The following is a 10,582-nucleotide window of genomic DNA, read 5'->3' as shown; positions in this document are numbered from 1 at the left end:
GCCCGCCTCCTGGCCCAGGCGCCAGACCTGCTCGACGACGCCCGCGGTGTCGGCGACCGGGTCGGTGCGCGATGCGCGGGAGCGGGCCGTGGCGACATCCCTGCGGCCGGCCGGAGCACCATGCGGGACGCACTCCCCACACCCTGGCACCGGTCACCGTCCGGGCGACTACTTCCCCGCTTCCGGGCCGTACCACTGGAGTGCCTGACCGGTGACCGCGGCTATGCGCTCGAAGTCGTGATCACGGTGTAGCAACGTGAGCCCTCGCAGCTCTGCGGTCGCCGCCAGCACGAGATCCACGGGGCCCGCGCTGCGATGCCACCCTCTCTCCGTGAGCAGGCCCTGAACCCGCCATGCCCGGTCGTACGCGCGATCGTCAACGGGCACCCAGCCGAACAACTGGCGTATGTCCTCGATCCCCCGCTCACGATCCGCCAGAGATCGTGCACTGTAGAAGAACTCCAGTTCGGTGATCGGACATACGGCGACCAACCCTGCCGCGACCGCCTGATCCCAGCCGTAGGTCTCGGCCTCACCACGCATGAGCCGGGCCAACGCGCTGGTGTCCATGAGGAACTGCGCGGCGCTCACCGCCGGTAGTTCCCTTTCTCGTCGAAGATCTCCAGGTCGAAGGCGCCTTCGGAAGCCGCGCCACGCAGCCGGGCCAAGGCCAATGCCCGGCGCCGGTTCTCCAGCACCTCACGCAGCGCGGTGTTGACCGTCTCCTTCTTCGTGCCGGTCCCCAACGCCTTGGCGACCTCGGCCAGCAGATCGTCATCCAGGTCGATCATTGTCCGGCTCATGAAGCACCTCCCGCGTATGCATCAATCTGAATCAAATATACATGGAGGTGTGCATTGGCGCCGAGGGTCTCCGATGCCACAGGCGAACGAGTGCGGTCAGCCGGCGAACACCGTGCGAGGCCGGAACGACAGAGGATCTTCGGAGTGGGAGGACGGCGCGAACCGTCTTCGAACACGGCGACGGGTTCCCGGCACGTGCCGGGAACCCGTTCGAATGCGCGTTGACCGTTCGGGAGCCTCGTCGCTCACCACCACCAGTCCCAGCGACGCCTGCGCCAGCGGCGGCGATGGAAGCGGCGGCGCCTCCAGCCACAGCATTCGACCCGCCCCTCTGCAGGAAAGATCATGTTGAAGTTCATAAGTCCTCCTCATGTCAATCCTTCGAATCCACCAATAATCACAATATTCGCAATATCCATATAAACTCACAAAAACACCCCTAATTTAGTATAAGAATGCTTTTGGGGAATATTGTATTTTCAAAAACACGCGGCCGATCTCACCCGCGCGGCCGGCCCCTCAGTCTCGGCTTTCCTGGCCGATCGGATGTTCACCCAGGTCAGGGCAGGGAATCCGGATTCCGGGAGGCGCCGGTCGTGGGAGCTCCGCCCCCTTCAAGCCCAGGGAAAGGAATCGCGCCGGGGAGCCGGGCAGGACCCGGCCGCACAGACCCGGAAGGCCGGATGGGCCTCCATACGGGCGAAGTCGGCGAGGAAGAGCTACAGGCCCGGCCACCCGGACTGGAAAGACCGGCCGCCTGGACCGCCGAACGAAAAGACCCCCGTCTCGGACGGGGGTCTTCGGGCTTGGCTCCGTCAGTTGTCGAACTCGCCGAGCTTCACGCCGCCGACGAAGGCGTCCCACTCCGAACGGGTGAAGAACAGCTTCGGGCCGTCCGGGTTCTTGGAGTCGCGCAGCACGTAGAGGGGACCGGCTCCGGCCTTGTGCCCCTCGTCGAGGTCGTCGATCACGGCCACCTCGACACAGTCTTCACCGGTGTCGCCACCCGGAGCCGCCTTGCGCCAGACGGCGTTGCTCAGGTCCGCGTCCATGTGTCCATCACCTTCGTCTTGAGGTCGATGCTCGCTCGCGGGGGCGAGGCCTCCGTGCGGAGCTCTTCGAAACGGGTGCAGATCCAGGCGACGTCTCGGGAACATGCCCTTCGACGGCGCGGTCCACATACACAGTATCCGGACCGCCCCGGCAGGTCCCCGGTATCGGCACCGCTCCCAGATCTCCTACGGAACGGGGCGGCCGGCGGGCCTTCGAACGGGCCGCCGGTGGTCGGGAGTCCTTCTCACCGGATGAGCTCCCGGATGGGTTCGACGCGCGGGTCGTCGATGTCCGCGTGGTAGTCGTCGGCCGAGGTCTGGTCGCGGCCCGCCGGCCGCTTCGCCGCGCGGAACGCGAGGGTGGCGGCCACGCTCACGGCCGCGTTCAGCACGCAGGCGGTCAGGGCGACGTAGCCGAGACGGCCGTCGCCGATGATCGGGATCTCCGCGAGCGATCCGCCGAAGTGCCTGCCGGTTCCGGGGTTGACGATGCCGTACGCGGTGACGGTGCCGTACACCATGCCGAACGCCCAGCCGACGAGCAGCGCTCCGGGGTGGAACCAGCGGGTGTAGAGCCCGACCACGATCGCCGGGAAGGTCTGCAGGATCCAGATTCCGCCGAGGAGCTGGAAGTCCAGCGCGAACTTCCTGTCGAGGAACAGCACGAAGGCCAGCGCTCCGAACTTGACGAGAAGGGAGGCCGCCTTGGAGACGCGCAGCTCGTCCTGGGAACTCGCGTCCGGCCTGATGAACTCGCGATAGACGTTACGGCTGAAGAGGTTGGCGGCGGCGATGGACATGATCGCGGCGGGTACGAGCGCGCTGATGGCTATGGTGGCCAGGGCGATGCCGCTGAACCAGCTCGGGAACAGGTCCACGAAGAGCCGCGGGATCGCGAGCTGGGGGTTGGGCTGACCGTCCATGCCGACAGGGCGCGTACCGGCCGCGATCGCGAAGAAGCCGAGCAGCGCGAACAGGCCGAGAACCAGCGTGAAGGCCGGCAGAAGTGCGGCGCTGCGGCGCACGACGTCCCGGCTTCTGGTCGCGAGCACGGTGGTGACCGTGTGCGGATACACCACCAGTGCCATCGCCGACCCGAGGGCCAGCGTGGCGTACGGCCAGAAACCGCTCGCTCCCGGGATGAAGACCCCGGTGGGTCGCCCCGTCTTCGGATCGGGCGCCGCCATCCTCTCCTGGGCCGAGGCGAAGATCGTCTCGAAGCCGCCCAGCCGTGGGAGCAGGACGACGAACGCGACCGTCACGACGAGGCACAGCAGAAAGGCCTTCAGGATCGCGATGAGCGCGGGTGCCCGGAGCCCGCTGACGTAGGTGAAGGCGGCCAGCACGGTGAAGGCGACGGCGAGGGGCAGGTCGTTGACGAGGGGGTTGCTGCTCCCCAGGCCGAGCACCTCGAACACGGCCTGGATCCCCACCAGCTGCAGCGCGATGTAGGGCAGGGTGGCCAGCAGTCCGGTCAGGGCCACCGCCAGCGCGAGCCCCCTGCTCCGGTAGCGGCCGCGCACGAAGTCGGCGGGAGTGACATAGCCGTGCCGATGGGCCACCGACCACAGGCGCGGCATGACAGTGAAGATCAACGGATACACGATGATGGTGTAGGGGACGGCGAAGAAGCCGCTCACCGCGCCCGAGGCGAACATCGCCGCCGGTATCGCGATGAACGTGTAGGCCGTGTAGATGTTGCCGCCCAGGAGCAGCCACGAGGAGAGGGTGCCGAAGCCCCGGTCGGCCAGCCCCCACTGGTCCAGCGCGTTCACGGTGCCCGTGATGTGGCGGCCCTTCCTGCCCTGGACCGCGGCGAACCCCATGACCGTGACGATCAGAAAGAAGATCACAAGGATCGTGAGAGCGGTCCAGTCGATGTCGTCTTGGTTCATCGGAGTCCCTCTCCGCGATCGGCGGGCCGGTGTGCGCCGGTACGCACCGGGCGGGGGGTCGTATGGAGGTAGGCACACCAGGTAAGGCCGGAGGACAGGAAAATCCACAGGAACTGGTACCAGTAGAAGAACGGGAAGCCGAACAGCCGTGGCTCCGCACCCGCGTAACCTCCGACCCAGAGCAGCGCCGGGAAGGGCATCCACAGCGCCACGGTGCTCAGCTTCGCCCAGGGGCCGGAGGTCCTGGACCTGACCGGCCGGGCCGGCGGTGACGATGGAGCTGCCACGTCGTCTCCTGAAGTGTCGTCGTCTCCCCCGAGATGAGAACAGGACGCCGGCCCCCTCCCGCCCACTCACCCGAGGATGGTGGGCGAGCGGGCGGGAGGGGCCGGCAGATAGGGTGACGGATCCCGGCTCAGCAGCACCGGACGCAGGGACTCTTGTCCCGCAGGTCGGATCGGCGCCGCTCGAACTCCCGCCGTGATAGCGGAGGTGAGTGCGGATGGGATCGGTGCTGGGCGAGGTACCGGTCGTATTCACCGGAACCGGTGAGTTCGCGCAGGTACCAGCGGGCGAAGCGCAGCAGGGAGGCCGCGGTCATGATCGCTCGCTGTCCGCTCCGTTGCTCCCCGCCCCCACCTCGGCCAGCTCACGCCGCTCCGCCGCGGTGGTGAACAACCCCGCGGGTGCCACGATGCTGGATTCGACATAGGGCGCCTCTGCCATCGGCAGGGGGTCACGGGACCGTATGGCGCGCCAGCACACGACCACGGCGTTGCCGACGACGATGATGACCAGCAGTGCGAACATCGCCGCCAGCACGCCGTCGACCGTGGAGTTGACGACGACCGCCTGCATGTCGTCGAGGTTCTTGGCGGGCGCGATCACCTTCCCCGCGGCCAGTGCGTCGGCGTACCGTTCCCGCTGGGCGAAGAAGCCGATCTTGGGGTCATCGTGGAAGACCTTCTGCCAACTGGCGGTCATCGTCACCGCCAAGTCCCAGACCAGCGGTATACCGGTGACCCATGCCCACCTGAGCTTGCCCGACTTGATCAGGATCGTGGTGCCGAGGGTCAGCGCGATGGCGATCAGGAGCTGGTTGGAGAGGCCGAACAGCGGGTAGAGCTGGTTGATGCCGCCCAGCGGGTTGGTGACGCCGGTGTACAGGAAGTAGCCCCAGGCCAGCACGACCGCGGCGCTGGCGCCCCACAGGCCGGGCTTCCAGCTCACCCGCCCGATCGGCTTCCACAGGTTGCCGAGGGAGTCCTGAAGCATGAAGCGGGCGACGCGGGTGCCGGCGTCCACGGTGGTCAGGATGAACAGCGCCTCGAACATGATCGCGAAGTGGTACCAGAACGCCTTTAACGCGGCGCCGCCGAAGATCCCGGACAGGATCTCAGAGATGCCGATGGCGAGGGTGGGGGCACCGCCGGTGCGGGCGATCACGGTCTGCTCCTGGACCGCCGCCGCGGCGGCGCGCAGGTCGTCCGGGGTGATGACGAAGCCCAGCTTCGTGACGGCGGCCGCCGCGCTCTCGGGGGTGGTGCCGAGCAGGGCGATGGGCGAGTTCATCGCGTAGTAGAGGCCGGGTTCGAGCGCGCACGCGGCGATCAGCGCCATGATGGCGACGAACGACTCCATGAGCATCGCACCGTAGCCGACCAGGCGGACCTGCGACTCCTTCTGGATCATCTTCGGGGTGGTGCCGGAGGCGATGAGCGAGTGGAAGCCCGACATCGCGCCGCAGGTGATGGTGATGAACAGGAACGGGAACAGCGACCCGGCGAAGACCGGCCCGGTGCCGCTGAGCGCGAACTTGGTGATCGCCTCGTTCTGCAGGTGCGGCGCCGCGATGACCACGCCGACCGCGAGCAGCCCGATCGTGCCGATCTTCATGAACGTCGACAGGTAGTCGCGCGGCGTCAGCAGCATCCACACCGGCAGGACGGAGGCCAGGAAGCCGTAGACCACCAGGCAGATGACCAGCGCCTGCGGGCTCAGCGTGAAGGCGTCGGCCCAGGCCGAGTTCTGGACCCAGCCGCCGCCCGCGATGGCCAGCAGCAGCAGCACGACCCCGATCACCGTGGTCTCCATGACCCGCCCCGGCCGCAGAACGCGCTGGTAGAAGCCCATGAAAAGGGCGATGGGGATGGTCATCGCGATGGAGAAGGTGCCCCACGGCGAGTGCGCGAGCGCGTTCACCACCACCAGGGAGAGCACCGCGAGCAAAATGATCATGATGGCGAACACCGCGACCAGCGCGGCGGTCCCGCCCACCGGGCCGATCTCCTCGCGCACCATCTGGCCCAGGCTCTTGCCGTCGCGGCGCATCGAGAAGAACAGGGTGACCATGTCCTGGACCGCCCCGGCCATGATGACCCCGACGATGATCCATATGGTCCCCGGCAGGTATCCCATCTGCGCGGCGAGGATCGGGCCCACCAGCGGCCCGGCACCGGCGATGGCGGCGAAGTGGTGGCCGAACAGCACCCGCCGGTCGGTCGGATGGTAGTCGACCCCGTTGTCCAGCCGTTCGGCGGGAGTCGCGCGACGGTCGTCGACGCCGAGCACCCGGCGGGCGATGAACCGGGAGTAGAACCGGTAGGCGATCGCGTACGAGCCGAGGGCGGCGGCCACCAGCCAGATCGCCGAGATCTCCTCTCCTTGGGACAGGGCGATGGCCCCCCAGGCGGCCGCGCCCACCAGGGCGACCGCCGTCCATATGAGGATCTGCTTGGGGGTTGATCTCGATTTCGTGATGCCGTTTTCGGGCATGGCTGATTCTCCTGAACTCAGGGCATGGCAGAACAGCGCGGTACTACGAGGGAAAAGTCGCCCGGAGATCCGAGCAGGGTGATGTGGTCGGTGTTACCGGCGACGCCGGTCGTGGGTGAGATGACGATCGCGAGGCGGGCGTTCCGCGCTACGTCTCAGGACGTAGGCGATGGCCATGAACACCACGCTCCCCGGCACCCAGATGAGCTGGTACCAGAAGAAGAATTTCATTCCGGCCAGATGTGGCGCGTCGTAGGAATACCAGGGCACCCACAGGAGCGCCACGATGGGCAGGGCCAGACAGATACCGGCCGCGAAACGTCGCGCCCGCCGCGTCGGCTTCACCATCGTCGTCCTCCGGAATGTTCCCGCGTTCTTGTTGCAAGGGTTGCCGGCGGGTCCGGTCTGGTTTACACAGATTTCGGGGATGTTTCGTGTCAACCAACCGTGCGGATTACGCAACCTAGGGGTACTGCCAGGGCGTAGTGGACGGTGGCTGATGATCGATCCGATGAGTACGGCGACGTTCCTCGCCGTGCTCGGCAGCACCTCTCTGCTCGCGGTCGCCGCGCGCTGGTTCCGGCCGTCTCCCGAGCTGCCCACCCTGGAGGACTGGGCGCTGGCGAACCGCCAGTTCGGCACCCCGACGACGTGGTTCCTGCTCGGCGGGACGATATACACGGCCTACACGTTCGCCGCCGTACCGGGCCTGGTGTACGGCACGGGCGCGCTCGGGTTCTTCGCCCTGCAGTACACCGTGATCATGTGCCCGCTGGCGTTCGTGCTGCTGCCCCGGCTCTGGTCGGCGGCGCGCCGGCACGGGTACATCACCCCCGCCGACTTCGTCCGGGGACGCTACGGCTCCCCCGCCCTCGCACTGGTCGTCGCGGCGACCGGCGTGCTGGCGACCATGCCCTACATCGCGCTGCAACTGGTGGGCATCCGTTCGATCCTGTCCGCCGTCGGGCTGTATCCGAGGGGGGTGCTCGGCGACCTCGCGCTGGTCGCCGTGTTCGCGGTCCTCGCCGTGTCGACCTACCGGCACGGGCTGCGCGCGCCGGCGATCATCTCGCTGATGAAGGGCGCGGCCGTCTTCTGCTCGATCCTGGCCGTCTCCTTCCTCGTCCTCGACCGGTTCGGCGGACCCGGGCCGATGTTCGACAGCGCGGAGCGCGCGCTGTCCGGCGGGGAGACGACCCAGGCATCGTTGACGCTCGATCCGAGCCAGTTCCCCGTCTACGCCACCCTGGCTCTCGGCTCGGCCCTCGCCCTGCTGATGTACCCCCACGTGCTGACGGCCGCCTTCGCCGCGTCCGGCCCGGACACGCTGCGCCGCGCGGTGGTCGCGCTGCCCCTGTGGACGGCGGTGCTCGGGCTGTTCGCCATGCTCGGCGTCGCGGCGCTCGCGGCGGGCATCCAGCCCCCGTCCACCGGCGCGGAGACCGCCGTCCCCCTGCTCGTCAAGGATCTGATGCCCGCCGCCCTCACCGGTCTGGTCTTCGGCGCTCTCGCCGTGGGCGCGCTCGTGCCGGCGGCGGTCATGTCGATCGCGGTGGCGACCTCGTTCGTCCGCAACATCTACGTCGAGTACTTCCATCCGACGGCCACGCCCAAGCACCAGACACGGATCGCCCAGATGGTCTCGCTCAGCACCAAGGTCGGGGCGGTCGTCTTCGTGTTCGGACTGCGCAACCAGGACGCCATCAATCTTCAGCTGCTGGGCGGCGTCTGGATCCTGCAGACCTTCCCCGCCGTAGCCCTCGGGGTGTTCACCCGCCGCCTGCACCCCCGGGCGTTACTGGCCGGGTGGATGAGCGGCATGGCCGCGGGCACCCTCCTGGTGGTGCACAGCGGATTCTCCTCGTTGGTGCCCCTGGGCGTGGGCGGCCAGGAGGTGCAGGCATACGCCGCGGTGGTCGCCATGACACTGAATCTCGCCGTCGTCGTGACGCTGACCCCGCTCTTCAACCGAGTGGGCAGATCGCACGTTCCGAAACCGAGCTCTCCGGTCCCCATACCCCCCGAAGCGGAGACGATCATATGACCGGAATCCGGCCACCCGCACCATTACCGACGTTCGTCGAATCCGGCTCCGTATCGGTCGACATGCCACCCCCGGCACGGACGGACGGGCCGTCCGCCGGGGGACCGCCCGCCCCCGGCCCGCCGGACACCGGACGTGAGGCCGCGCTGACCCAGCTGTTCGAGACGCACTACACCGGCCTGCTCCGGCTGGCCGTGCTGCTCGGCGCCGACGACGCGGAGGACATCGTCGCCGAGGCGTTCTGTCAGCTGCACCGCCGCTGGAACCGGCTGCGCTCGGCCGAGGCCGCCCTGCCGTACCTGCGCTCGGTGGTCTGCAACCTGACCCGCATGAGACTTCGCCACCTGCAGGTCATCCGCAAGCACACGGATTGGACCACGGGCCTGGAACGGTCGGCTGAAAGCGTCGCCCTGCTCCACGACGACCAGAAGGCGCTCACCGAGGCCCTGCAGCGGCTCTCGGCCCGGCAGCGAGAGGCCCTTGTCCTGCGCTACTGGCTCGGTCTACGCGAAAGCGACATAGCCGAGGCCATGAGCATCTCCTGTGGTGCGGTCAAGGCGCACACCAGCCGCGGCATGGCCACTCTCACCAAGATCATGCAGGAGCGACGATGACGACCGGCCCCGCCAGCACCGAGGACCAGCTACGCGAGGTTCTCGACAAACTCGCCAACGGCGTCCAGCCGGCCCCGGACGCCTACCGCCGGGTCCAGGGCGAATGGCGACGGCGCGAGCGCAGACGCCGGCTCATCCTGGTCATCCTCGTGGTGCTCGTCCTCACGATCGCCGACATCGTGGGGCTGTGGGCGCTGAACCAGTACCAGGACCGGTCGCACATCGCCCCCAGGGAGCCCGTCTCGGCCCGATCGCACGCACCGCCCGCCGACGGCCTGCCAGACCTCCCGCTACCGTGATCGAAGCCAGGTCCGCGCAGTCCCACCTGGCCCGGATCCGGGCAGGCGGCGCCTGATGTCCAACCAGGGCGCCCTCCGCCGCGTCCGGCGTGGCGTTCCCCGTCGGAAACACGGATTCCCGTCGGCCCATGACACCAAGGGCGGGGAAGGTCGCCCCGACGATCTCAGACTCCCGGCCGGACGCTCGCGATCTTCGTTGCGGGACGGAACACTAATGCGCGGATACGGAGCTGACGCCGGAGTCGGCGGGCCGATGGCCCTCACCGGCGCCGAAGCTGCCGAACACCGCCAGTACGGCCGTCGTGATCCCGAGGAGGGCGCGGATCGCGTTCCTCATGATTCTCAACCTCCAAAGTCTCTGTCGGCCTCCCCCTTCCCGATGAGTCCTCGTATATCCGTGATGTCACCAAGCCATCGGTCAAAGATGGCGATATCAGGCACCGAGCTGGGCGGCCTCGGCGCGGAGCCTGGCGCCCTTGGCGTGAGCCTGTTCCTTGAGAGCGAGCTGGAACGCCTCCATCTTCGCCCGCAGTCCCTCGTCGGCGGCGGCGAGGATCCGGACGGCCAGCAGGCCCGCGTTGCGGGCGCCGCCGACGGCGACCGTCGCGACCGGGACCCCGGCGGGCATCTGGACTATCGAGAGCAGGGAGTCCATGCCGTCGAGGTATTTCAGCGGGACCGGGACACCGATCACCGGCAGCGGGGTCACCGAGGCGAGCATGCCCGGCAGGTGGGCGGCTCCCCCGGCACCCGCGATGATCACCTTCAGCCCGCGCCCGGCCGCCTGCGCGCCATAGGCGATCATCTCCTCGGGCATCCGGTGCGCGGAGACCACGTCGGCCTCGAACTCCACCCCGAACTCGGCCAGCGCCTCGGCGGCGAGCCTCATCACCGGCCAGTCGGAGTCGCTGCCCATGACGATGCCGACGGTGGTCATGCTCTCTCCTTGCCTCACGGCCCGGGGCCGCGCGCGTTCGCTGTGGTTGCGTGGCCCCCGCGGGTGCGGTGGCGCTCCGTGCTGTCGGGGCCGTGACGATGCGGCGGTGCCCCCGACGGGTGGGCGACCGGCCTGCGGGCTCGGACGCGTTTCCCCCCGATGA

General features: G+C 68.3%; 13 protein-coding genes. 3 read left to right on the top strand and 10 right to left on the bottom strand.

All coding sequences use genetic code 11. From position 1 onward, the window contains the following. Positions 1-168: 168 nt before the first annotated feature. The 8 genes from ABZ260_RS09050 to ABZ260_RS09015 all read right to left on the bottom strand — a co-directional run bounded on the left by ABZ260_RS09050 (position 169) and on the right by ABZ260_RS09015 (position 6,873). A complete protein-coding gene (locus ABZ260_RS09050) occupies positions 169-591 on the bottom strand; it encodes a PIN domain nuclease (protein ID WP_355614705.1) in 423 nt (140 codons plus the stop codon). Beyond that, positions 588-803 carry a type II toxin-antitoxin system VapB family antitoxin gene (locus tag ABZ260_RS09045; protein ID WP_350951672.1) on the bottom strand — a complete coding sequence of 72 codons (216 nt, stop codon included), beginning with the start codon at positions 801-803 and terminating at the stop codon, positions 588-590. Before ABZ260_RS09045 ends, ABZ260_RS09050 begins: the two co-directional genes overlap by 4 nt. A gap of 815 nt (positions 804-1,618) precedes the next feature. Beyond that, positions 1,619-1,855: a DUF397 domain-containing protein gene (locus ABZ260_RS09040; RefSeq protein ID WP_350911900.1), complete on the bottom strand. Its 237-nt coding sequence runs from the start codon at positions 1,853-1,855 to the stop codon at positions 1,619-1,621. A gap of 245 nt (positions 1,856-2,100) precedes the next feature. Further along, the gene (gene mctP / locus ABZ260_RS09035) at positions 2,101-3,750 is read right to left on the bottom strand and encodes a monocarboxylate uptake permease MctP (protein ID WP_355614701.1); all 1,650 of its coding nucleotides are present in this window, start codon (positions 3,748-3,750) and stop codon (positions 2,101-2,103) included. Then, the gene (locus tag ABZ260_RS09030) at positions 3,747-4,037 is read right to left on the bottom strand and encodes a DUF3311 domain-containing protein (RefSeq protein WP_355614698.1); all 291 of its coding nucleotides are present in this window, start codon (positions 4,035-4,037) and stop codon (positions 3,747-3,749) included. The genes mctP and ABZ260_RS09030 overlap by 4 nt, the downstream gene beginning before the upstream one ends. A gap of 128 nt (positions 4,038-4,165) precedes the next feature. After that, a complete protein-coding gene (locus ABZ260_RS09025; RefSeq protein WP_355614695.1) occupies positions 4,166-4,351 on the bottom strand; it encodes a CstA-like transporter-associated (seleno)protein in 186 nt (61 codons plus the stop codon). Then, on the bottom strand, positions 4,348-6,525 hold the full coding sequence (locus tag ABZ260_RS09020; RefSeq protein ID WP_355614692.1) for a carbon starvation CstA family protein: 2,178 nt from the start codon (positions 6,523-6,525) through the stop codon (positions 4,348-4,350). The genes ABZ260_RS09025 and ABZ260_RS09020 overlap by 4 nt, the downstream gene beginning before the upstream one ends. Before the next feature lie 93 nt (positions 6,526-6,618). Then, positions 6,619-6,873, bottom strand: a complete 255-nt coding sequence (locus ABZ260_RS09015) for a DUF3311 domain-containing protein (RefSeq protein ID WP_350911890.1) — start codon at positions 6,871-6,873, stop codon at positions 6,619-6,621. Between the two features lie 163 nt (positions 6,874-7,036). Here ABZ260_RS09015 and ABZ260_RS09010 point away from each other — a divergent pair, with 163 nt between their 5' ends. From ABZ260_RS09010 to ABZ260_RS09000, 3 genes are all read left to right on the top strand, one after another. Then, positions 7,037-8,569 (top strand): sodium:solute symporter, encoded by a 1,533-nt coding sequence (locus ABZ260_RS09010; RefSeq protein ID WP_355614688.1) that lies wholly within the window; start codon positions 7,037-7,039, stop codon positions 8,567-8,569. 62 nt (positions 8,570-8,631) lie between these two features. Then, positions 8,632-9,183, top strand: a complete 552-nt coding sequence (locus tag ABZ260_RS09005; RefSeq protein WP_355614685.1) for a sigma-70 family RNA polymerase sigma factor — start codon at positions 8,632-8,634, stop codon at positions 9,181-9,183. Beyond that, entirely contained in the window at positions 9,180-9,482 is a 303-nt protein-coding gene (locus ABZ260_RS09000; protein WP_355614682.1) for a hypothetical protein, read from the top strand. The genes ABZ260_RS09005 and ABZ260_RS09000 overlap by 4 nt, the downstream gene beginning before the upstream one ends. Positions 9,483-9,693: 211 nt before the next feature. Here ABZ260_RS09000 and ABZ260_RS08995 read toward each other — a convergent pair whose 3' ends face one another. Both ABZ260_RS08995 and purE read right to left on the bottom strand, forming a co-directional pair. Beyond that, positions 9,694-9,819: a hypothetical protein gene (locus ABZ260_RS08995; RefSeq protein WP_355614679.1), complete on the bottom strand. Its 126-nt coding sequence runs from the start codon at positions 9,817-9,819 to the stop codon at positions 9,694-9,696. Positions 9,820-9,915: 96 nt separating this feature from the next. Beyond that, positions 9,916-10,419 carry a 5-(carboxyamino)imidazole ribonucleotide mutase gene (purE, locus tag ABZ260_RS08990; protein WP_350911880.1) on the bottom strand — a complete coding sequence of 168 codons (504 nt, stop codon included), beginning with the start codon at positions 10,417-10,419 and terminating at the stop codon, positions 9,916-9,918. Positions 10,420-10,582: the final 163 nt, after the last annotated feature.

It is taken from the genome of Streptosporangium sp. NPDC006013 (assembly GCF_040614275.1).
Lineage (GTDB): Bacteria > Actinomycetota > Actinomycetes > Streptosporangiales > Streptosporangiaceae > Streptosporangium.
The sequence above is the reverse complement of the archived record's forward strand: the minus strand, read 5'-3'. Positions and strand labels throughout refer to the sequence as shown.

Coding starts and splice junctions, on each gene's coding strand:
- ABZ260_RS09045 (WP_350951672.1), bottom strand. CDS start 803: ATGAGCCGGACAATGATCGACCTGGATGACGATCTGCTGGCCGAGGTC.
- ABZ260_RS09040 (WP_350911900.1), bottom strand. CDS start 1,855: ATGGACGCGGACCTGAGCAACGCCGTCTGGCGCAAGGCGGCTCCGGGT.
- mctP (WP_355614701.1), bottom strand. CDS start 3,750: ATGAACCAAGACGACATCGACTGGACCGCTCTCACGATCCTTGTGATC.
- ABZ260_RS09025 (WP_355614695.1), bottom strand. CDS start 4,351: ATGACCGCGGCCTCCCTGCTGCGCTTCGCCCGCTGGTACCTGCGCGAA.
- ABZ260_RS09020 (WP_355614692.1), bottom strand. CDS start 6,525: ATGCCCGAAAACGGCATCACGAAATCGAGATCAACCCCCAAGCAGATC.
- ABZ260_RS09015 (WP_350911890.1), bottom strand. CDS start 6,873: ATGGTGAAGCCGACGCGGCGGGCGCGACGTTTCGCGGCCGGTATCTGT.
- ABZ260_RS09010 (WP_355614688.1), top strand. CDS start 7,037: ATGAGTACGGCGACGTTCCTCGCCGTGCTCGGCAGCACCTCTCTGCTC.
- ABZ260_RS09005 (WP_355614685.1), top strand. CDS start 8,632: ATGCCACCCCCGGCACGGACGGACGGGCCGTCCGCCGGGGGACCGCCC.
- ABZ260_RS09000 (WP_355614682.1), top strand. CDS start 9,180: ATGACGACCGGCCCCGCCAGCACCGAGGACCAGCTACGCGAGGTTCTC.
- ABZ260_RS08995 (WP_355614679.1), bottom strand. CDS start 9,819: ATGAGGAACGCGATCCGCGCCCTCCTCGGGATCACGACGGCCGTACTG.
- purE (WP_350911880.1), bottom strand. CDS start 10,419: ATGACCACCGTCGGCATCGTCATGGGCAGCGACTCCGACTGGCCGGTG.